Here is an 18,845-nt window from a genome sequence, read left to right as displayed (position 1 = left end):
GCAGCGTGCCGCGCGTCAGCCGCCCGCCGCTTCGCGCGCGGCGTCGATGCGGTCGCGCACCCAGTCGGGCAGGGGAATGGCCATCGACCGCCCCGGTCCGACCTTGCCCAATGTCGCCACGAGGACCCCGGCGACACGCCATTTGCCGTCCGCCTCGACCAGTAGCGGCGCGCCCGAGTTGCCACTGACCACGGGGCAGTCTGTGACGATCGCGCCGGGGTAGGGCGACGGGACGGGCAGGCAATCGAAACGACCGGAGAGCGCGTAGGGGCGTTTGCGCGCATAGCCGACAATGCCGAACCGGTCGGCCGCGCGCTCGGCCTCACGCGGTGCGATCTCGAGCGGCGCAACGAGATCGCTCGGGATCGGCGTGTCGAGCGTGAAGACGGCGATGTCGAAGCCGAACCGCATGGTGCCGCGCGCGGCCAGATAGACCGGGTGCTGGGTGATCTCGTCCGAGCGCCGGTGCGTCACGTGCCCGCCGACATCCAGGCCCGCGACAAATACCCTGTGGCCGCCGGCCGCGTCGGGTCCCCATTGGTTCGGCACGCAGTGCGCGGCCGTCAGCACGAGGTCAGGCGCCACCAAGGTGCCGGTGCATCCCGCCCGTGTCGTCAACCCGGCCCTGTTGACCGCTCCGATGGCCGTCCACCGCGCGCGCTCATCCGGTTCGAGAAGCGGCAACATGAGGACTTGCACGGGTGCCTGTGCCTCGGCCGCCGTCGACGCGTCCTGCGCCCCGGCCCCGACTGCGAGAGGCAGGGCGAAGACAAGCGACAGCAGGGAGGCGAGGCAATGACGTTTCATCGGGTCCCGGGGCCGCATGACAGGGTGGGCGGGCGGTTACGCGGAACCGGTGTTTCTTAGCCGGACACGCGACGGTGCCATGATGGCGCGCGGGCGGGACGAGGCCAAGCCCGAATCCGAAATGCGCCGTGCGACGGTCTCGAAAAACCCGACGAAACGCGGCTTGCTTTCACCTTGCGCTGCACCGCCGCAGCCCATAGGTTCTGCCGAAATTCGGGCAGCCGCCCCCAGCCAGCCACAAGAAGGATCGCCCCATGGAAGGTGTCGCCCAGTTCGTTCCCCTCATCCTGATTTTCGCAATCATGTACTTCCTGCTCATCCGGCCGCAGCAGAAGAAGATGAAGGAACATCAGGCCATGGTGAAGGCGTTGCGCCGGGGCGACCAGGTGGTGACCCAGGGCGGCATCGTGGGCAAGGTCTCGAAGGTCAAGGACGACGGCGAACTCGAGCTCGAGATCGCAGAGGGCGTCAAGGTCCGGGTGATCCAGAACACCATCGCCACGGTGATCTCCAAGACCGAGCCCGCAAAGTAACGTCACGCTCCAAGACGCTGAAAAGGCGCCATTATGATTCAGCTTGAAACCTGGAAACGCGTCCTGATCGTGCTTTTGTGCGTCGGTGGTCTCGCGATGGCGTTTCCCAATGCCTTTTATACCCGCGTCGAGCAGCACAATGACGCCGTTGCGGCAATCGAGCTGGGGTCGTCGTCGCCCGAACTCGAAGCTCAGGCCGGCCAGTGGCCATCCTGGCTGCCCTCCGGCCTCGTCAACCTCGGTCTCGACCTGCGCGGCGGCGCGCATCTTCTGGCCGAGGTCCAGGTCGAGGACGTCTATGCCAGCCGCATGGAAGTGCTCTGGCCCGACGTCCGCGACGCGCTTCGGCCGGAACGGTCCACCGTCGGCACGATCCGCCTTCAGCCCGGCCCCGAAGACGAGCTGCGCGTCAAGATCTCGCAGCCCGAAGGTATGGACCGGGCGCTGGAGGTCGTGCGCGGCCTCGCGAACCCGGTCACGTCGCTGACCGGTGTCGGAGTCACCGACATCGAGGCGCGTGCCGAGGGCGACACGATCATCGTGAACCTGACCGAGGCCGAACGGCTCGCCACCGACGAGCGGACCGTGCAGCAGAGCCTCGAGATCATTCGCCGGCGGATCGACGAAGTCGGAACGCGTGAGCCGACGATCCAGCGGCAGGGCGCCAGCCGGATCCTGATACAGGTGCCTGGCATCGGTTCTGCCGGCGAGCTCAAGGAAATCATCGGCACCACGGCGCAGTTGACCTTCAACCCGGTCGTGTCGCGGGGCAGCGACGGCGACGTCAATCCCGGCATCGGCAACAAGATCGTGCCCTCGCTCGACGAGCCCGGCACCTTCTATGTCATCGAATCCGCACCTGTGGTCACCGGCGAAGAGCTGGTCGATGCGCAGCCCGCCTTCGACCAGAGCAGCCGTCCGGCGGTCAACTTCCGCTTCAACACCGCGGGCGCGCGCAAGTTCGGCGACTATACCGCCGAGAATATCGGCGCGCCCTTCGCCATCGTGCTCGACGACGAGGTGATCAGCGCCCCGGTGATCCAGAGCCATATCCCCGGCGGCTCGGGCATCATCACAGGCAATTTCAGCGTGGAAGAGTCCACGAACCTCGCCATCCTGCTGCGCGCCGGCGCGCTGCCCGCGGGGCTCGACTTCCTCGAGGAACGCACCATCGGTCCGGAACTGGGCCAGGACAGCATCGACGCCGGCAAGGTTGCGACGATGGTCGCTTTTGCCGCGGTGCTCGTGTTCATGGGGCTGAGCTACGGATTGTTCGGGTTCTTCGCCAACGTCGCTTTGATCGTGAACATCGGCCTGATCTTCGGTCTGCTCAGCCTGATCGGCGCCACGCTGACACTGCCGGGCATCGCCGGGATCGTGCTGACCGTCGGCATGGCGGTCGACGCCAACGTACTGATCTTCGAGCGAATCCGCGAGGAATTGAGAACTGCCAAGGGACCTGCGCGCGCGATTAGCCTCGGCTACGAGCGGGCGATGTCGGCCATCGTCGACGCCAACATCACCACGCTGATCACCGCCATCATCCTCTTCGCGATGGGATCGGGGCCGGTCCGTGGCTTCGCGATCACCCTCGGGCTGGGAATCATCACTTCCGTGTTCACCGCGATCTTCGTGACGCGCCTGCTGGTGATCATCTGGTTCGAACGCCGCCGCCCCAAGACGATCGAGGTCTGACATGCGCCTGAGACTGGTCAAAGACGAAACGTCCTTCGATTTCTTCAGCCGCTGGAAGCTGTGGCTCGGCATTTCCGCGGTGATGATGGTGGTCGCCTTCGGCTCCTTCATGGTGCAGGGATTGAACTTCGGGATCGACTTCCGCGGCGGGACGACGATCAGGACCGAAAGCCCGCGCCCGGTCGATATCGGGGAATACCGTGGTGCGATCGACCCGCTCGAGCTTGGCGACATCACCATCACCGAGATCTTCGACCCGACCTTCGGTCCGGACGAGAACGTCGCGATGATCCGCATCCAGGCCCAGGACGACCAGGAGGCCGTCTCGGCCGAATTGATCACCGCCGTCCAGGAGGCGCTGCGCACGGTCCGGCCGGATATCGAGTTCGTGTCGGTGGAATCCGTCGGTCCCAAGGTATCGGGCGAGTTGATCCAGACCGCGGTCATCGCCGTGGCGCTCGCCATCGCGGCTGTGCTGGTCTACATCTGGCTGCGTTTCGAATGGCAGTTCGCGCTCGGGGCCGTGCTGGCACTGGTGCATGACGTAGTGCTGACCATCGGGGTGTTCTCGGAGATCCAGATCCGGTTCGATCTCGCGATCATCGCGGCGCTGCTGACCATCGTCGGCTATTCGCTGAACGATACCGTGGTGGTCTTCGACCGTGTCCGCGAGAACCTGCGAAAGTACAAGAAGCGTCCGCTGAAAGAAGTTCTGAACCTGTCGATAAACGAGACGCTGAGCCGCACGATCATGACCTCGCTGACCACGCTCTTGGCGCTGGTATCGCTCTACGTGCTCGGCGGCGACGTCATCCGCGGCTTCGTCTTCGCGATGATCTGGGGCGTGATTGTCGGCACCTACTCGTCGATCTTCGTGGCCTCGGCCATCCTGCTCTACCTCGGGGTCAAGCGCGACTGGTCCAAGCCAGACGCCAACGCCGGAACGCAGTTCTCGAACGTGGATGCCTGACGCGCTTTCCGCCGCGCTTGCGACGGAAGGTCTGATCTGGCTGGCCCTTGCCTCTTTCGCAGCGGGCACGGTGCGCGGGTTCGCGGGCTTCGGCTCGGGGCTGGTTCTGCTTCCCGTGAGCGCGGTGTTCTTGCCGCCGATCGCGGCGATCACGGCGATGACCATCGCGGATTTCTTCGGACCTCTGCCGATCCTGCGCCGCGCCGTGCGCACGGTGCATCTGCCGGATCTCGCGCGGCTCGCAGGCGCGATGGTTCTCGGCCTTCCGATCGGCGTTGCGATTCTGATCACGCTCGATCCCGACCTTTTCCGCTCTGCGGTAAGCGTTCTTGCGCTGGTCATGCTGGGCCTGCTGATCTCGGGCCTGCGGTACCGCGGCGCCATGACCCCGACGCTGGTGCTGGTCACGGGCGGTCTTTGCGGCGTGCTGGGCGGCGTCGCGGGTCTTCCAGGCCCGCCGCTCATCCTGCTTTACCTCGCCAGCCGGCTGCCCGCGGACGTGGTGCGCGGCACCACGATGGCCTTCCTGTTTCTCTACGACATCGTCCTGATGGGCGTTTACGCCGAGAACGGAACCCTCTACGCCGAGGCGGTCTGGATCGGTCTTCTGCTTGCGGTCCCGAATGTTCTGGGCAATCTCGCCGGCGCCGCGATCTTCCGGCCGGATTTCGATCGTGCCTACCGCGTGGTGGCCTATATCATCATCGCCACATCGGCTATTGTCGGCCTGCCGATCTGGAACTGACGGAGACTGCACCATGCGTCTGAACGAGATCACATTCACCGACGCGCGGCCCGTCGACGGCTACGGCCCCGGGTTTTTTCGCATCGGCGGCGAGGTCTTCGACGGCCCGGTATTGACCAGCCAGGCCGGGACCTGCCCCTGGGGCGGCTATGAGGACGCCGAGACGCTGCTCGCGGTCGCCGACGCGGCGGACGTGATCTTCGTCGGTACGGGCGGCGAGACGGCACATATCCCCACCGCTCTGCGCGCGCGCCTCGAGGACGCCGGTCTCGGCATCGAGGTGATGGCCTCGCCCGCCGCCTGCCGGACCTACAATATCCTGCTGAGCGAAGGCCGCCGCGTGGCGCTGGCCCTGATCCCGGTGTGATCGCGAAGCTCAGGTGACTGCAAACCCCAGATGACCCTCGACGTCTCCGATCTCTGCGTCGCGCGCGGTGGCTTTCCGGTCCTGACCGGCGTGTCTTTCCGTCTCGGTGCAGGCGAGGCTCTGGTCCTGCGCGGACCCAATGGTGTCGGCAAGACGACCCTTCTGCGCACCGTCGCAGGGCTGCAGCCACCGCTCTCGGGCCGCGTTTCCGGCGCCGAAGACCAGGTTGCCTACGCCGGCCATGCCGACGGGTTGAAGGCGATGCTCACCGTGGAGGAAAACCTCGCGTTCTGGGCCCGCGTCTTCGGGCAAAGGACGATCGACGCGGCACTCGCCGCATTCGATCTCGCCGGCCTCGGGGACCGGTTGGCCGGAACGCTCTCCGCCGGTCAGAAACGCCGCCTCGGGCTCGCGCGGCTCTTGGTGACCGGGCGACCGCTCTGGGTGCTCGACGAACCGACCGTGTCGCTCGACGCGAGATCTGTTGCGCTCTTCGCCGAGGCGATACGCGCGCATCTGGGGCAGGGTGGCTCCGCTCTGATCGCCACCCATGTCGATCTCGGGCTCGAAGCCCGGGCGCTCGATCTTTCTCGGTTTCGCGCGGCGCCGGGAACCCACGCCGGCGCCAGCGACGAGGCGTTCCTGTGATCGCGCTTCTGCGCCGTGACCTGGCGCTGGCCCTGCGCGCAGGTGGCGGCTTCGGGCTGGGACTGGCCTTCTTTCTCATCGTCACAGTCCTGGTGCCCTTCGGAGTAGGGCCCGAGCCGCAACTTCTGGGCCGCATCGCGCCCGGCATCCTCTGGCTCGGCGCATTGCTAGCCTGCCTGTTGTCGCTCGACCGCATCCTTGCGCTCGACTGGGATGACGGATCGCTCGACCTTCTGGCTACCGCGCCGCTGCCGCTCGAAGGCGTGCTGGGCGTCAAGGCGCTGGCACACTGGATCACCACCGGCCTGCCGCTGGTGCTGGCCGCCCCTGTCCTCGGGGTGCTTTTGAACCTGCCCTTGCCGGGCTACGCCTGGCTCGTGCTCTCGCTGCTGCTCGGCACGCCGGCGCTCTCGATGATCGGAACTTTCGGCGCCGCCCTGACCGTCGGGATCAAGCGCGGTGGTCTTCTGATGTCGCTGCTGGTGCTGCCGCTCTACGTCCCGACCCTGATCTTCGGGGCCGAGGTGGCGCGACGCGGCGCGGCGGGCCTCGACCTCGCGACCCCGCTGGCCCTGCTGGCCGGGATCAGCTGCGGCGTCATCGCCTTGATGCCCTTCGCCGCCGCGCTCGTCCTGCGGGTGAACTTGCGGTGAGGGCGGCACTTTGGCCATTGAGCGCCGCGCGCGCCGCGATTAGGTAGGCTGCATGTCTCTCTGGGAATACGCCAACCCCGTGAAGTTCCTGCGCCTGAGCGAGCGCATCCTGCCCGCGCTCTGGTGGCTCTCGGCGATGTGTCTCGCCGCCGGGCTGGTCTGGGGCTTCTTCTTCACCCCCGACGACTACCGCCAGGGCTCGACGGTCAAGATCATCTACCTGCACGTGCCCTCTGCGCTGATGGCGATCAACGCGTGGTTCATGATGCTTGTCGCCTCGCTGGTCTGGCTGGTGCGCCGGCACCATGTCAGCGCGCTTGCCGCCCGCGCGGCGGCCCCGGTCGGCGTGGTGATGACGCTTATCGCTCTGGCCACCGGGGCCATCTGGGGCCAGCCGATGTGGGGCACCTGGTGGGCCTGGGATCCGCGCCTCACGTCGTTCCTGATCCTGTTCCTGTTCTATCTCGGCTACATCGCGCTCTGGGAGGCGGTCGAGGATCCCGACACCGCCGCCGATCTCACCGCGATCCTCTGTCTCGTGGGCTCGGTCTTCGCGGTGCTGTCGCGCTATGCCGTGAATTTCTGGAACCAGGGCCTGCACCAGGGCGCCTCGCTTTCGCTCGACAAGGAAGAACACGTGGCCGACGTGTTCTGGTTTCCGCTGCTGGTCTGCATCGCGGGTTTCGTCCTGCTGTTCGTGGCGCTCGTGTTCTACCGCACCGGCACCGAGATCCGGGTCCGCCGCGCCCGTGCGCTGCTCGCACGCGAGGCCCGCGCATGATCCCCGACCTCGGCAAATATGCCGTTGCCGTGCTGTCGGCCTACGGCGCCTCGTTTGTGCTGCTGGCTCTGCTCGTGGGCCTGACCCTGCGGCGTGGGCGCAAGGTGCGCGCAGAACTCGACCGGATCGAGGGCAGGGGGCGGCAGGATGGCTAAGGTCTCGCCGCTGATGATCGCCCCGCCGCTCATCTTCGCGGGCTTCGTGGCACTGGCCGCCGTCGGCATGTTCCGCGACGACCCCGAGGGCCTGCCCTCGACCCTGGTCGGGCAACCGGCGCCGCCGGTGACCGAGGTCGCGCTTCCGGGCTATCCCGCGGTTACGCCGGAGGATTTGCGGCGCGGCGAAGTCACGTTGGTCAACTTCTGGGCCAGCTGGTGCCCGCCCTGTCACGCCGAACATCCCAGGCTGCTCGAGATGCAGGCCGAGGGCATCCCGCTGATCGGCGTCAACTTCAAGGATCAGGAAGGCGCGGCGACGAGCTACCTCGCGGACGACGGCAATCCTTTCGCCGCCGTGGCCTTCGACCCGCGGGGCCGCACCGCCATCGACTGGGGTGTCACCGCGCCGCCCGAGACCTTCATTCTCGACGCCGAGGGCACCGTGCTCTTCCGCTTCGCCGGCCCGCTTGTGGGCTCGGACTACGAACAGCGCTTCCTGCCCGCGCTCGAGGACGCCCTCCGGAACTGATCCCCACCTCTCTGGTTCGGAAATATCCCCGCCGGAGGCATGAAACTCTTTTCCGCGATCCACCGATGCACCTGAACGCATAAAGCCCCGGCGTTTCCACCGGGGCTTCGTGCGTCGACGGCCGGAAGATCAGGCCGCGGCGAGGTTGCGCAGCACGTAGTGCAGCACACCGCCGTGTTCGATGTACTCGATCTCGATGGCCGTATCGATCCGGCACTTGATCGTGATCTCCTTCACCGACCCGTCGCCGTAGGTGATTGTGCAGGGCACTTCCTGAAGCGGTTCGATCGTGTCGAGCCCCGAGATTGATACCGTCTCGTCGCCCTGAAGGTTCAGCGATTTGCGGGTGTCACCGCCGGTGAATTCGAAGGGGATGACGCCCATGCCGACCAGGTTCGAACGGTGGATGCGCTCGAAACTCTCGGCGATCACCGCCTTGACGCCCAGCAGCGCCGTGCCCTTGGCCGCCCAGTCGCGGCTCGACCCGGCGCCGTACTGTTCGCCACCGAAGATCACCAGCGGCGTGCCGTTCTCCTGATAGGCCATCGCGGCATCGTAGATCGAGGTCTGCGTGCCGTCCGGCCCCTTGGTGTAGCCGCCCTCGACCCCGTCGAGCATCTCGTTCTTGATCCGGATGTTGGCGAAGGTGCCGCGCATCATCACCTCGTGGTTGCCGCGCCGGCTGCCGTAAGAGTTGAATTCGCGGACCGGGACCTGGCGCTCGACCAGGTACTTGCCTGCGGGGGTCGTGTCCTTGAACGAACCCGCCGGCGAGATGTGGTCGGTGGTGATCATGTCGCCGAGGATTGCGAGCACCCTGGCGCCCTCGATGTTGGTGATCGTGCCGGGCTCCTTGCCCATGCCCTGGAAATAGGGCGGATTCTGCACGTAGGTCGAGGCCGCCGGCCAGTCGTAGGTCTTGCTGTCGGTGGTCTCGACATCCTGCCACTTCTCGTCGCCCTTGAAGACGTCGGCATACTTGGTCAGGAAGGCGTCCCGGGTGACGGTCTTCTGCACCAGATCGGCGATCTCCTGCTGGGTCGGCCAGATGTCCTTGAGGTAGACGTCCTTGCCGTCCTTGTCCCGGCCCAGCGGTTCCTTCGAGATGTCGAAGTTCATGTCGCCAACCAGCGCGTAGGCGACCACAAGCGGCGGCGAGGCGAGGTAGTTGGCGCGTACGTCCGGGCTGATCCGGCCTTCGAAGTTGCGGTTGCCCGACAGCACCGAGACCCCGATCAGGTCGTTGTCGTTGATGCACTTGGAGATTTCCGGCGCCAGCGGGCCGGAATTGCCGATGCAGGTGGTGCAGCCGTATCCCACGAGGTTGAAGCCGATGGCGTCGAGGTCCTTTTGCAGATCCGCCGCCTCGAGATAGGCGGAGACTACCTGGCTGCCCGGCGCCAGCGAGGTCTTGACCCAAGGCTTGCGCGTCAGGCCGCGCTCGTGCGCCTTGCGCGCAACAAGACCGGCGCCGATCATCACGTAAGGGTTCGAGGTGTTGGTGCAGGAGGTGATCGAGGCGATCACGATCGAGCCGTCATGCATCTGGTAGGCCCCGTCGTCCGTCGACACGTAGCCGCGCTGATGGCTGCCCTCGTCGCCCGGAATCTCAGTGGGTTCCGGCTGCCCGCCTTCGCCTTCCCAGCGCACCTCGGCTTTTTCCGAGGCATCCTTGGCCGAGCGTTGGCCCTTGACGTAGGCGTGAAACGCGGTCGCGGCGCGGTCGAGCGCGATATAGTCCTGCGGGCGTTTCGGGCCCGAGATTGCCGGCACAATGGTCCCCATGTCGAGATGCAGCGTGTCTGTGTAGACCGGTGCATAGTCGTCGCCGCGCCAGAAGCCGTTCTCCTTGGCATAGGCTTCGACCAGCGCCACGCGATCCTTGTCGCGCCCGGTCATCTCGAGATAGCGCAGAGTCTCGGCGTCGATCGGGAAGAAGCCGCAGGTCGCGCCGTATTCGGGGGCCATGTTGGCGATGGTCGCACGGTCCGCCAGCGGCAGGTTGTCGAGACCGGCGCCGTAGAATTCGACGAACTTGCCCACCACGCCCTTTTCACGCAGCATCTCGACGACCTTGAGGACGAGGTCGGTCCCGGTGGTGCCTTCCATCATGCTGCCGGTGAGCTCGAAACCCACAACCTCGGGGATCAGCATAGAGATCGGCTGGCCGAGCATCGCCGCCTCGGCCTCGATGCCGCCGACGCCCCAGCCCAGCACGGCGGCCCCGTTGACCATCGTCGTGTGGCTGTCGGTGCCGACCAGCGTGTCGGGATAGGCCACCGTGTCGCCGTTCTGGTCGGTGTCGGTCCAGACGGTCTGGGCGAGGTATTCGAGGTTCACCTGGTGGCAGATGCCGGTACCGGGCGGCACCACGCGGAAGTTGTTGAACGCTTTCTGCCCCCACTTGAGAAAGGTGTAACGCTCCATGTTGCGTTCGTACTCGCGGTCCACGTTCATCTGGAAGGCGCGCGGGTTGCCGAACTCGTCGATCATCACCGAGTGGTCGATCACCAGGTCCACCGGGTTCAGCGGGTTGATCTTGTCGGCATCGCCACCGAGCGCCACCAGACCGTCACGCATCGCCGCCAGGTCGACTACTGCCGGCACGCCGGTGAAGTCCTGCATCAGGACGCGGGCCGGGCGATAGGCGATCTCGCGCGGGTTCTTGCCCCCCTTCGCGCCCCATTCCGCGAAGGCCTTGATGTCGTCGACGCTGACCGTCTTGCCGTCCTCGAAGCGCAGCATGTTCTCGAGCACCACCTTGAGTGCCGCCGGCAGCACCGAGAAATCGCCCAGGCCCGCCTCCTGCGCAGCCGGGATCGAGTAGTAGGCGACGGACTGGTCGCCAACGGTCAGGGTCTTGCGGGTCTTCGAGGAATCGTGGCCGACGGTGATGGGCATCTCATGGCTCCTTTGGCTGGAGATCTGTTGGTCGCTTGCCTGTTCATTGCCCGATGGGGCAGGCGGGATCAACTCAAATCCGGGATGAGTCGTGTCGCGGTATACTATTGTGTACCGAATATTGGAAGGCTGTCGGTTGGCAGTTTCAAGAAACCTTGATTGGTCATTTCATGACCGCGCCAATATGCAAGGAGGGCATTTTTGCATACGTCTCGGGGAATCAAATGAAACGTTTACTGCAGGCCTGCGCGGCGCTCTGCATGCTGTCCGCGCCGGTATCGGCAGAGAATGCGCCGGTGGTGGTGGAACTCTTCACCTCGCAGGGCTGTTCGAGCTGCCCGCCGGCGGATGCGATCCTCGGCGCGCTTGCAGAACGCAATGACGTGATCGCGCTGTCGCTGCATGTCGACTACTGGGATTACATCGGCTGGAAAGACGAGTTCGCCGATCCGCGCTATACCACGCGCCAGAAGCAATACGCGATGCTCGCGGGGCGCCATTCGATCTACACGCCGCAGATGATCGTCAACGGCGAGACGGATATCGTCGGCGCAAGAGCGGCGAAACTCGAAAAGGCCATCGAGAAACACATGGCGCAACCGGCGAAGGTCTCGCTCGACCTCGAACGCGACGGCGCGCGAGTCATGATCCTCGCCACGCCTGTCGCGGACCTCTCCGACGCGATGGATGTTCATCTGGTGCGCTACGCCCCGAAACGGGCGGCGCATATCACGCGGGGCGAGAACGCGGGCAAGTCCATCGAATACGTCAACGTGACCGAAGGCTGGACGGTGCTCGGGCAGTGGGACGGGGCCGCACCGCTCGAAATGGAGGCAGAAGCCGCCGGAGAGCTGCCAGTGGTGGTGCTGATCCAGGTGGCGGGCAATGGCCCGATCCTGGCCGCGGCCGAGGCGCGCTAGCCCGGTTTCTTTCCGGCGGGCCGCCAGCGCCTGTGCACCCAGAACCATTGCGCGGGATCCGCGCGGACACGCGCCGCGAGACTGTCGGTCATCGCCTGGGTCATCGTCACCGGATCACTGTGCGGCACCGGTGCTTCAAGGACCCCGCGAAAGCTCAGACCGTCGGGCTGGCGAATGCCGTAGAACGGGATCAGGCGCGCGTCATAGCGCAGCGCGAGTTCGGCTGCCGACATGGCGGTGTTGGCCGGCTGGCCGAGAAAATCGAACAGCGGCGCGCGAAACACATGCTGGTCGAAAAGCAGCACCAGCTGGCCGCCGCTCTTGAGGTGCCGGACGAACCCCGCGGTGCCGCTGCGGCCCTGCGGGAAGACCGGACCGCCGAAGGCCTGCATCGTCTGGACGTAATGGTCGTTGAAGTAGGGATTCGCCATGTTGCGGTAGAGCCCGCCCACATCGAAGCCGCGCCCGACCAGCGCCGCGCGCACGGCCTCGTAGTTCCCGTAATGCCCGGTCACCAGGATCACCGGCCGCTTCTCGCGCGCCGCGGACTCGAGCGCTGCGACCCCCGGGCCTTCCAGCGGCAGGTCAGCCATGCGGACCGGAAATTCCGCGCTGGAATAGTTCTCGATGAAGCTGCGCCCCATGTTGTCGAGGCAGTTTTCGGCGATGGCCCGGCGTTCGGCGTCGGGCCTCTCGGGCCAGATCAGCTTGAGATTCATCAGGGCGCGGCGCCGATACCCGGCCAGCGGCCCGATGACGTGGCGCATGACGCGCCCGACGAAGGCGACCCGGGTTGCGTAGGGCAGGGCGAGTGCCAGCCGGATCACGCCGACGACGACGAGGTTGCTGAGGTAATGGCCCGCGCGTCTGCCTGTGGTCTCGTCTGTTTTCGGCACGGCCGCCCCGATTGCTGACTGGTCCTCGCGCGACTGTGGCCCGGCGCACCGCACCGATCGCCCCCGAAGACCTAGCGGCCACGGCGCTGCCGGGCAAGACCGGCCAAGGTCGTCATTGGCACATGCAAGTCGTCCGGCCACTCTGGCGCGGCGCGCCGAATGGTTCCGGGCCGGTTTCGTGCAGCTGCCTCCTATGGTGTCGGACCGGTCTCGGCGCGAAATGCTGCCTTCCTGCGCGGGCAATCGGTGTCCATCTGCGGCGAAGGGCGCGAACCCCGCTTTACCCAGTTGTATTGGACCGGATTTCCTTAGAACGCGCACCTGACCTCGGGTCGCGCTGTTATCTCACCGGCCGACGACGCCCGGATCGTTTCTCACGCCGACCGAATCCCGATTGTCTGCGGCGCACAAGCGCGGTTTCAAGCCGATCGCCTGCATAGACCAGCTGCATTCCTCACCCGGCCAGTTCTGCCTGGCTGGAACGGCCGGGTACCGGCACAGGACGGACGGCGCAGGCAGTCGACACAAAACACGGGCCGCGTCAGCCCGGGATTGGTGCCATCCTGCAGGTCGCGCAGTCTCGCGACGAAAGCAGGTGGCTGCCTGGCATGGCCCGCGCCCAGGAAAGGAGGAACTGGATAACTCGTGACTGTGCCATTTTTTTTGCGACAGCACCGGACTTTCGGCCCGCTCCGGATCGCCAGACCCGCACCGCGCCACCTTGAACCGACCCCCGGTCAGTCAGCGTCCTCCTCCTCGACGATCAGCAGAAGGTCACCGGAGGCCTCGAGATCGCGGATCCGCTGGACCAGGGCTGTGGTTGCTTCCTCGAACTCGGACGGCTTGACCGTGCCGCGCTCTTCAATCTCCTCGCGCAACTGGTCGGCCATCCGGCCGGCCATGTTCTCGAGGATGAACTCGGCGGCGGCGCCGAGTCCGGCCGCAGGCGCTCCGGCCAGAGCGGTGACAAGCTCTGCCTGGTCGATGTCGCGGGCAATACGCGGAATGTCCCGGGCGGCGATGCGCTGCGGGATGTTTGCGAAGGTGAAGATCGCCTTGCGGACCTCGTCTGCAAACCCCCGGTCGGCTTCGTCTAGCCCTTCGAGAACCTCGTCGCGAGTATTCGACCGCGTCGAGTTCAGGATTGCCCCGAGGCGCTTTACGGGACCATCGGCAAAGGCGGCCTTGGGGGCGGCATCAAGCTGCATCGCCAGCGCGAGACCGATCCGGTCCACCGCATCGGGGCTGACGGCACTGGTCAGGCTGACGGCATAGGTGATCCGGCGTGCCCGCGGGCCGGGCAGCCTGCCCAGAAGCTCGGCGGCGCGGGGCACGGACAGTTTCGACAGCAGCACTGCGGCGACCTCCACGCTTTCCGTCTCGAGGACCGGAAGCAGCTTGTCCGCCCCAAGTTCGCACAAGCGTGCCCAGGGATCGCCATAGCGGCGCACGCCGGCCTCCTTGCGCAGTCGCTCCGCGGTCTGGTGCGAGATGCGCCCATCGAGCGCATCGAGCGCGCCGGCGATGCCGCCCGGGAATGACAATCCGACCGCCTCGAGTTCGTCGGCAAATTCGCCGATGACGCTGGCCAGCGTGTTGCGGTCGACGAGGCGCATCGCCCCCATCTGCTTGGTCAGCTCTGCCTGCAGCTCTTCGGGGAGATCCTCGAGTGGAATATCGGCGCCTTCGTTGATCAGCAGCCGAACGACGATGGCCGCCTTGGCCCGGCGGCTGAGGCTGACCGGGGGAGGAGCGGTTTCTTCCGCACCCGGCAAGGCCGGAAACGGTGCCATGGGGACCATGTCGGTCATCTTGCCCACCTTCCGAAAACTACCCGCACCTTCTCGCAGGCAATGGTAAAGATTGGCGCAACACGCTGGTGCGCGTACAACATCTTCTCGCACAGAACGACGAATGCGCGCGGTATCCTGCATTTCTCTGGTTCTCAAATATCCTCGGGGGAGCGCGAGGGGGCAGACAGCCCCCTCGTTCCGCCGTCTCGACCGCCGAGCGTTTCCTGCAAATCCTCTCGCACGGTACAGCTTCGCAACGACAAAGGCGCGCCAGACGGCGCGCCTCGTTCTTGGTCAGGCATCAGGGTCGGGCCTGTTTCACCCGACCCGATTGCCCGCGCTCAGGTGTTTACGTCGACGCAGGTTCCGGTGTTCGCGTCGTACACGGTACCGTCCGCGCAGTTCATGACCTGCCGTTCATGGCCGAAGCATTCCGCCTGGGCCACCAGCGGTGCCAGGGAGAGCGCAAGCGACACGGCGAGTGTCCTCATGGTCATTGCAAGTCTCCTTCTCATGGTTCTCGTACCCTGAAGCCTAGCAGGGCATGACCTTGCGTCAACTGCCGTGGTCGATTTCGCGCGGACGCATGGCGTGAGCGCGATCAGGTGCCGAAGACCCGGGCAAAGATCGTGTCGACATGCTTGGTGTGATAGCCGAGATCGAACTTTTCCTCGATTTCCTCCGCACTGAGCGCCGCGGTCACCTCGGCGTCGCCCAGAAGCTCGGTCTTGAAGTCCTTGCCCTCTTCCCAGACCTTCATCGCGTTGCGCTGTACGAGACGATAGGCGTCCTCGCGGCTGACCCCGGCCTGGGTGAGCGCCAGCAGCACGCGCTGCGACATCACGAGGCCGCGGAACTTGTTCATGTTGGCCAGCATGTTCTCGGGATAGATCACCAGCTTGTCGACGACAGTCGTGAGCCGCGCCAGCGCAAAGTCCAGCGTGATCGTGGTGTCGGGCCCGATGTTGCGCTCGACCGACGAGTGCGAGATGTCGCGCTCGTGCCAGAGTGCCACGTTCTCCAGTGCCGGCACCACGGCCATGCGCACCAGCCGCGCGAGACCGGTCAGGTTCTCGGTCAGCACCGGGTTGCGCTTGTGCGGCATCGCCGACGAACCCTTCTGGCCGGCCGAGAAGAACTCCTCGGCTTCCAGCACCTCGGTGCGCTGCATGTGCCGGATTTCGGTGGCGATGTTCTCGATGCTGCTCGCCACCACACCCAGGGCCGCAAAGAAAGCCGCGTGACGGTCGCGCGGGATCACCTGGGTCGAGATCGGCTCGGGCCGCAGCCCCAGCTTCTCGCAGACATGCTCCTCGACCGCGGGATCGATGTTGGCGAAGGTGCCGACCGCGCCCGAAATGGCCCCGGTTGCGATCTCCTCGCGCGCGGTTTTCAGGCGGCGCAGGTTCCGGTCCATCTCGGCGTAGAACCGCGCGAAGGTCAGGCCCATGGTCGTCGGTTCGGCATGGATGCCGTGGCTGCGTCCGATGCGCACGGTGTCCTTGTGCTCGAGCGCCCGGCGCTTGAGCGCCGCGAGCAGGCCTTCCATGTCCGCGATCAGGATGTCGGCGGCGCGGCTGAGCTGGACGTTGAAGCAGGTGTCGAGCACGTCTGACGACGTCATCCCCTGATGCACGAAGCGCGCCTCGTCGCTGCCGACATGCTCTGCAAGATGGGTCAGGAAGGCGATGACGTCATGCTTGGTCACCGCCTCGATCTCGTCGATGCGCGCGACGTCGAACTCTACATCCTTCGCTTTCCAGACGGCTTCGGCATTCTCGCGCGGGATCACGCCCAGATCGGCCATCGCGTCGCAGGCATGGGCCTCGATCTCGTACCAGATTCGGAACTTGGTCTCGGGTGACCAGATCGCGACCATGTCGGGGCGGGAATAGCGGGGGATCATCGGCACCTCGTGCGGTTGGGTATTGTTCTGAGGGTTGGCTGGCTCTTAGACTGTCGTGCGGGGGCCGGCAAGGCGGCGGGAGCAACCCGGTGCTTTCGGGCGCTCACTCTCGCTGAACCGGCCCCATGAGTCGGTTTTTTTCAGACACGCATTTCTCCGGAAAGGAAAGCACACTGCTTCGCGCGGCTCGGCATCTGGACGAATTCGAAGGACACTGGCGGCTCGACCGGCAGATCTTTCACGCCGAAGGGCCGGATGCCCTGTTCGAGGGGGAGGCGGTGTGGATCCCGGATGGCGCGGACTTCACCTATGTCGAAACCGGCGTGCTGCGCATTCCCGGTCAAAAGCCGATGCGGGCCGAGCGCCAGTACCTATGGAAACAGGATCTCAGCGTCTGGTTCAGCGACGGCCGGTTCTTCCACAAGGTCCCGGTCTTCGGGGGCGAGACCGAGCACTGGTGCGACCCGGACCGCTACGCCGTGCGCTACGCCTTCGACGACTGGCCGGTTTTCAGCGTTGATTGGACGGTGACCGGGCCGCGCAAGGACTACCGCATGCACAGCGTTTACGAACCCTGGACGTGATCGGGACTTGAACGAGGCTCGCACCTGCGGCATTCAGATGGAAATCCATCGTCAAGGAGTTCTGACGCGATGCAAATGACCGCCTCCCGATCCGTCCTGGCCGAAACGCTCGGCCCCCGCAGTGGCACGGCCCTGCGTGTCAAGCAGGCGGTCCTCGTCGTACTGGGCATCGCGATGCTGGCCATCGCCGCCAAGATCAAGGTGCCGTTCTGGCCAGTGCCGGCCACGCTGCAGACTTTCGTGGTGCTGAGCATCGGCGCCTCCTTCGGCATGCGGCTGGGTCTGGTCACGCTGCTGGGCTACCTTCTCATCGGCGTCCTGGGCTTCAACGTCTTCACATCGTCGAGCGCCGAGAATTACGGGCTGAGCTACATGCTGGGCGCGACCGGCGGCTACCTCGTGGGCTTCGTCGTCGCCGCCGGCGTCATGGGCGCCTTGGCGCGCCGCGGCTGGGACCGCTCGGTCGGCCGCATGGCCCTCGCGATGCTGATCGGCAACGCGATCGTCTACGCCTTCGGCCTGCCGTGGATGGCCTACCTTTTCCTCGCCGACAAGGGCGCAGCCTGGGTCATGCAGTGGGGCATGGTCAACTTCCTGCCCTTTGACGCGGTGAAACTGGCGCTGGCGGCGCTGCTCTTCCCTGCGATCTGGAAAGCGGTGGGCGACGCTCGTACCTGACCGATCAGGAAAACTAATGGAAAAAGGCGCGGTCTTCGAACCGCGCCTTTTTCTTTTCTAATCAAAAAGTTCCGTGATCACGGTCGAGCGTCGTTCCAGAGTCCGGTGCACCGGGCACTTGTCGGCGATCTCCAGAAGCTTCTGGCGTTGCTCGGGGTCGAGATCGCCGGTCAGCGTGATGCGCCGCCGCCAGGTATCGACCTTTTCCGGCGCGTCCGCGTCCGCGTCCTCGGCGTGAACCTTGTCGTGGCAGACGTCGACCGAGACATGCTCGAGCGGCCAACCCTTGCGCCGCGCGTACATCCTTATTGTCATCGACGTGCACGCGCCAAGTCCCGCCGACAGGAACCCGTAAGGCGTCATGCCGCGATTGCTGCCACCGAAAGAGACGGGCTCATCTGCCAGCGTGTGATGGGTCGGACCGGCGTTGACGTCCTGCAGAAAGCCGTCGCGGTCGACTTCGGAGACCCGCACGACCCCTTCCGGCGCGCCCGGCGGCGGAGCGGGCGGTTCGAGGTCGATGTAGCGCCCGGCCCAGGCGGCGATGATCTCGGCGGCGTATTCGGCATCCTCGGTGCGGGTGACGAGGTGGTCTGCGTCGTCGAGGCTCACGAAGCTTTTCGGGTGCCGGGCGCTCGTAAAGATCTGCGAGGCGTTCTCGATCCCCACGACGGCATCGCGCGGCGCGTGCAGAACCATCAGCGCAGCCTTGAGCCGACCGACAGCGTCGCTCAGCGAGGCCTGCGAGACATCCTCGACGAAGGTGCGGGTGATCCGGAAGGGGCGGCCGCCAAGGCTGACTTCGGCATCGCCCTTATCGGCGATCTCCGGCAGGGCTTCGGCGAAATTATGCGTGACGTGACCGGGATCGAACGGCGCCCCGATCGTGGCCACGGAGCGTACACCGGAAATCTCCGGCGCGACTTTCAGTACGGCCGCTCCGCCCAGCGAATGGCCGATCAGCAGAGCAGGCGCCATGCCGCGGTCACGCAAGAACGTCGCCGCTGCTTTCAGGTCGTCGACGTTCGAGGTGAAGCCGGTGTTGCCGAACTCGCCGCCCGAGTGCCCCAGCCCGGTGAAATCGAAGCGCAGCACGGCGATTCCCATCGCCGCGAGGCGCGAGGATATCCGCCGCGCCGCCGGGATATCCTTGCCGCAAGTGAAGCAGTGCGCGAAAAGCGCCGTGGCAAGGTGCGGTCCGTCCGGCAGGTCGAGCCGCGCGGCAAGCTCCGAGCCGTCATGGCCGGCAAAGGTCAGGCGTTCGGTCGGCATGGCAGGTCT

Annotated in this window: 20 protein-coding genes; 13 read left to right on the top strand and 7 right to left on the bottom strand. The window is 65.7% G+C overall.

Annotation, left to right across the window (positions count from 1 at the left end; genetic code table 11):
* Positions 1–15: 15 nt before the first annotated feature.
* Complete coding sequence (locus R5H30_RS01890) at positions 16–807, bottom strand: trypsin-like serine peptidase (protein ID WP_318326290.1); 792 nt, start codon at positions 805–807, stop codon at positions 16–18.
* Positions 808–1,061: 254 nt separating this feature from the next.
* Between R5H30_RS01890 and yajC the strand changes: the two genes are divergently transcribed.
* Genes yajC through R5H30_RS01840 form a run of 10 tightly spaced genes read left to right on the top strand, consistent with a single transcriptional unit; the run spans position 1,062 to position 7,886 of the window.
* Positions 1,062–1,340 (top strand): preprotein translocase subunit YajC, encoded by a 279-nt coding sequence (gene yajC, locus R5H30_RS01885; RefSeq protein WP_318326289.1) that lies wholly within the window; start codon positions 1,062–1,064, stop codon positions 1,338–1,340.
* Between the two features lie 33 nt (positions 1,341–1,373).
* On the top strand, positions 1,374–3,035 hold the full coding sequence (gene secD / locus R5H30_RS01880) for a protein translocase subunit SecD (protein WP_318326288.1): 1,662 nt from the start codon (positions 1,374–1,376) through the stop codon (positions 3,033–3,035).
* A 1-nt stretch (position 3,036) separates the two neighbouring features.
* Positions 3,037–4,005 carry a protein translocase subunit SecF gene (gene secF / locus R5H30_RS01875; RefSeq protein WP_318326287.1) on the top strand — a complete coding sequence of 323 codons (969 nt, stop codon included), beginning with the start codon at positions 3,037–3,039 and terminating at the stop codon, positions 4,003–4,005.
* On the top strand, positions 3,998–4,750 hold the full coding sequence (locus R5H30_RS01870) for a TSUP family transporter (RefSeq protein ID WP_318326286.1): 753 nt from the start codon (positions 3,998–4,000) through the stop codon (positions 4,748–4,750). Before secF ends, R5H30_RS01870 begins: the two co-directional genes overlap by 8 nt.
* Before the next feature lie 13 nt (positions 4,751–4,763).
* The gene (locus R5H30_RS01865; RefSeq protein ID WP_318326285.1) at positions 4,764–5,117 is read left to right on the top strand and encodes an Mth938-like domain-containing protein; all 354 of its coding nucleotides are present in this window, start codon (positions 4,764–4,766) and stop codon (positions 5,115–5,117) included.
* Positions 5,118–5,147: 30 nt separating this feature from the next.
* Positions 5,148–5,765 carry a heme ABC exporter ATP-binding protein CcmA gene (gene ccmA, locus R5H30_RS01860; protein ID WP_318326284.1) on the top strand — a complete coding sequence of 206 codons (618 nt, stop codon included), beginning with the start codon at positions 5,148–5,150 and terminating at the stop codon, positions 5,763–5,765.
* Positions 5,762–6,418 (top strand): heme exporter protein CcmB, encoded by a 657-nt coding sequence (gene ccmB, locus R5H30_RS01855; RefSeq protein WP_318326283.1) that lies wholly within the window; start codon positions 5,762–5,764, stop codon positions 6,416–6,418. The genes ccmA and ccmB overlap by 4 nt, the downstream gene beginning before the upstream one ends.
* A gap of 52 nt (positions 6,419–6,470) precedes the next feature.
* Positions 6,471–7,199: a heme ABC transporter permease gene (locus tag R5H30_RS01850; RefSeq protein WP_318326282.1), complete on the top strand. Its 729-nt coding sequence runs from the start codon at positions 6,471–6,473 to the stop codon at positions 7,197–7,199.
* A complete protein-coding gene (gene ccmD, locus R5H30_RS01845) occupies positions 7,196–7,354 on the top strand; it encodes a heme exporter protein CcmD (protein WP_318326281.1) in 159 nt (52 codons plus the stop codon). The genes R5H30_RS01850 and ccmD overlap by 4 nt, the downstream gene beginning before the upstream one ends.
* Complete coding sequence (locus R5H30_RS01840; protein ID WP_318326280.1) at positions 7,347–7,886, top strand: DsbE family thiol:disulfide interchange protein; 540 nt, start codon at positions 7,347–7,349, stop codon at positions 7,884–7,886. Before ccmD ends, R5H30_RS01840 begins: the two co-directional genes overlap by 8 nt.
* A 129-nt stretch (positions 7,887–8,015) precedes the next feature.
* Here the strand turns inward: R5H30_RS01840 and acnA are convergent, their stop codons facing one another.
* On the bottom strand, positions 8,016–10,787 hold the full coding sequence (gene acnA / locus R5H30_RS01835; protein WP_318326279.1) for an aconitate hydratase AcnA: 2,772 nt from the start codon (positions 10,785–10,787) through the stop codon (positions 8,016–8,018).
* Positions 10,788–11,011: 224 nt separating this feature from the next.
* On the opposite strand from acnA, the gene R5H30_RS01830 reads away from it, so the two are divergent.
* The gene (locus R5H30_RS01830; protein WP_318326278.1) at positions 11,012–11,707 is read left to right on the top strand and encodes a DUF1223 domain-containing protein; all 696 of its coding nucleotides are present in this window, start codon (positions 11,012–11,014) and stop codon (positions 11,705–11,707) included.
* On the opposite strand, the gene R5H30_RS01825 is transcribed toward R5H30_RS01830, so the two are convergent.
* From R5H30_RS01825 to purB, 4 genes are all read right to left on the bottom strand, one after another.
* A complete protein-coding gene (locus R5H30_RS01825) occupies positions 11,704–12,603 on the bottom strand; it encodes a lysophospholipid acyltransferase family protein (RefSeq protein WP_318326277.1) in 900 nt (299 codons plus the stop codon). The genes R5H30_RS01830 and R5H30_RS01825 overlap by 4 nt on opposite strands.
* A 737-nt stretch (positions 12,604–13,340) precedes the next feature.
* Positions 13,341–14,405: a flagellar motor switch protein FliG gene (locus R5H30_RS01820; RefSeq protein WP_318326764.1), complete on the bottom strand. Its 1,065-nt coding sequence runs from the start codon at positions 14,403–14,405 to the stop codon at positions 13,341–13,343.
* A gap of 332 nt (positions 14,406–14,737) precedes the next feature.
* Positions 14,738–14,893, bottom strand: a complete 156-nt coding sequence (locus R5H30_RS01815; protein ID WP_318326276.1) for a carbohydrate-binding module family 14 protein — start codon at positions 14,891–14,893, stop codon at positions 14,738–14,740.
* A 104-nt stretch (positions 14,894–14,997) separates the two neighbouring features.
* Entirely contained in the window at positions 14,998–16,302 is a 1,305-nt protein-coding gene (gene purB, locus R5H30_RS01810) for an adenylosuccinate lyase (protein WP_318326275.1), read from the bottom strand.
* A gap of 125 nt (positions 16,303–16,427) precedes the next feature.
* Between purB and R5H30_RS01805 the strand changes: the two genes are divergently transcribed.
* Positions 16,428–16,886: a DUF6314 family protein gene (locus R5H30_RS01805; RefSeq protein ID WP_318326274.1), complete on the top strand. Its 459-nt coding sequence runs from the start codon at positions 16,428–16,430 to the stop codon at positions 16,884–16,886.
* 75 nt (positions 16,887–16,961) lie between these two features.
* A complete protein-coding gene (locus R5H30_RS01800) occupies positions 16,962–17,564 on the top strand; it encodes a biotin transporter BioY (RefSeq protein WP_318326273.1) in 603 nt (200 codons plus the stop codon).
* 57 nt (positions 17,565–17,621) lie between these two features.
* On the opposite strand, the gene R5H30_RS01795 is transcribed toward R5H30_RS01800, so the two are convergent.
* Positions 17,622–18,836: a bifunctional alpha/beta hydrolase/OsmC family protein gene (locus tag R5H30_RS01795; protein WP_318326272.1), complete on the bottom strand. Its 1,215-nt coding sequence runs from the start codon at positions 18,834–18,836 to the stop codon at positions 17,622–17,624.
* Positions 18,837–18,845 lie beyond the last annotated feature (9 nt).

It is taken from the genome of Roseobacter sp. FCG-D35, from assembly GCF_033436665.1.
Lineage (GTDB): Bacteria > Pseudomonadota > Alphaproteobacteria > Rhodobacterales > Rhodobacteraceae > JAWQFO01.
Note: the sequence above shows the minus strand (reverse complement) of the source record. Positions and strands in the feature narration are given on the sequence as shown.